The sequence below is a fragment of the Robertmurraya sp. DFI.2.37 genome (assembly GCF_029211245.1).
GTDB lineage: Bacteria > Bacillota > Bacilli > Bacillales > Cytobacillaceae > Robertmurraya > Robertmurraya methanolica_A.
Map to the genome: position 1 here is coordinate 1 of NZ_JARGEJ010000120.1, position 2,428 is coordinate 2,428.

General features: G+C 35.0%; 2 protein-coding genes. Both read left to right on the forward strand.

What is annotated here, in order from left to right:
• Window positions 1-136: 136 nt before the first annotated feature.
• Window positions 137-1,699 carry an IS21 family transposase gene (gene istA, locus PZE06_RS25620; protein WP_016205450.1) on the forward strand — a complete coding sequence of 521 codons (1,563 nt, stop codon included), beginning with the start codon at window positions 137-139 and terminating at the stop codon, window positions 1,697-1,699.
• A gap of 2 nt (window positions 1,700-1,701) precedes the next feature.
• The coding region (gene istB / locus PZE06_RS25625) for an IS21-like element helper ATPase IstB (RefSeq protein WP_151026304.1) at window positions 1,702-2,428 on the forward strand (727 nt) is incomplete at its 3' end.

Consider the following 2,428-nt stretch of genomic DNA (forward strand, 5'->3'; position numbering starts at 1 on the left):
TGTGACTGCTAGAATAAAGTGTACAGTTTTTGCTTGATAAGATGAAACGCTTATTTACCCAAATATACCAGCAAAAAATATCAACCTATCACTGTAAAATGATCATAGTTCATACTTGCAGTGGAGGTTAGCGAAGGTGGATAAGTGGGAAATGTACATGGAGATAAAGCAATTATTAAAGCAAGGATTTAGTCAGACAAAGATAGCTGAAAAGTTAGGGGTTTCTCGAACAACTGTTTACAGGCACTTAAAGAGATCTCCTTCGGAGATGGCGGAATGGGTTGATTCTCTTCAGTATAAAAAGAAAAAATTAGATCCATATAAAGAACTGATTTTATCTTGGTTGAGAATGCATCCGGATATGTCAGCAGCACAAGTTTATGATTGGCTTTTAGAGAAATATAAAGATCTAACTGTTGGAGAAAGTACAGTAAGAACATATGTAAAAGCATTAAGAGAAGAATACAAAATAAATAAGGAAACATCTCCTCGAATGTATGAGGCAATTCCTGATCCCCCAATGGGAGAACAAATGCAAGTAGATTTTGGTCATACGAGACAAAAAACTGTTGATAATAAGGAAGCCAAACTCAACTTTATAGCTTTTGTCTTATCACATTCTAGACAAAAGTATAAAGAGTGGTTGGATAGACCATTTACAACACGGGATGTTATACAAGCCCATGAGAACGCGTTTAAATGGTATGGAGGAATGACCAATGAGATCGTTTATGACCAAGATAGTTTAATTGTTGTTAGCGAAAATGGTGGAGATCTAATTTTAACTAAAGAATTTCAGCAGTATAGAGAATCCAGAGGAATAAACCTTCGGGTTTGTAGAAAAGCTGACCCTGAGAGTAAGGGAAGAATAGAAAATGTAGTTGGATTTATCAAACAAAACTATGCCAAACATAGAGTGTTTCATAACATCGACTCTTGGAATGAGCAAGGATGGGAATGGCTGAACAGAACGGGTAACTATAAAATACACAATACAACAAAAAAGAGACCATTCGAAGTGTTCCTCCTGGAAAAGCAACACTTAAAACCAGTCTCCCAAAATATAGATATTCAAAATAACTATGAGATAAGTATAGCAAGATGTGTTCATAAGGACAATACTATTCGTTACCAATCTAATCGGTACTCTCTTCCACTTGGAACTTATAACAAATATGAAAAAGTATGTATCAAGGAAACGGAGACTAAAGAATTAGTTATTTATATACCTGATACTGGCGAAATTATTGCAAAACATTCAATTCCCGAAGGGAAAGGGATGTTAATAAAAGATAAAAAACATAGTAGGGATCGTACAAAAGGTGTTGGAGCATTCATTAATACAGTGGCTGAGAGATTTGAAGATAAAGAACTAGCCTTTAAATATTTAGAGAAGGTTAGGGAAAAAAATCCTCGTTACATTAAAGACCAGTTGCAAATCATCTTGCGCGAAACAAAAGGTATCGATAACGAAGTACTGACTAAAGCGTTAGCAGAGTGTTTAAAAAGGAAATTATACAGTGCAACTGATTTTGGTGATATCATTGCATATGTGAAACGTCAGCGCCAGGTACATGAAACAGTTATTGATAAAAAGAAAGAAGTTAAGACTTTGAACAGGCTATCAGAATGGGTTTTAGAAACAGAAGCATACAAAAGAAAAGTAGATACTTACACGGTTTTAATGGAGGTTGAATAGCGATGAGCCAAATCCAACAATTACAAGACATAATGAAAGGGTTAAGACTCGTTGAAACTGCCAAGCATCTCCCCCATTTGATCAGAGAAGCTGAGCAAAAAGACCTTTCATTTACTCAATTCCTGTTAGATGTCACTTCTTATGAGCAAACTCGAAGAGAAGAAAAGCAACTAAACAACCGATTAAAGTGGGCAACTTTTCCTTTCAGCAAAACACTTGAGGAGTTTAATTTAAAAGAACAAAAGTCTTTAAGCAACAAACAACTAAATAGATTAAAAGATTTAACTTGGATAGAACAGCTGTACAATTTGATTTTATTAGGGCCACCAGGTGTAGGTAAAACTCACCTGGCCGTAGGCCTAGGAATAGAGGCTATTAACCAAGGGTATAAAGCGATATTCACATCAATGGGAGATTTAATTCATAACCTGAAAACAGAAGAAATCACACGAAAGTCAAAAGCAAGAATGAAAAGAATTAGAGAGGCTGATTTAGTCATAATAGATGACTTAATGTTTATGGCAATGGATCAACAAGAAGCTAATATGTTCTTTCATTTAATTAATGACTTGTATAATCAGTCTTCCATTATCTTGACCTCTAATAAGGCACCAAAAGAATGGGGAGAATTATTGGGTGATCAAGCTATAACAACAGCAATTCTAGATAGGATTCTTCACCGAGTAGAAATCATTCATTTAAATGAAGATAGTTATCGTATGAAGCATC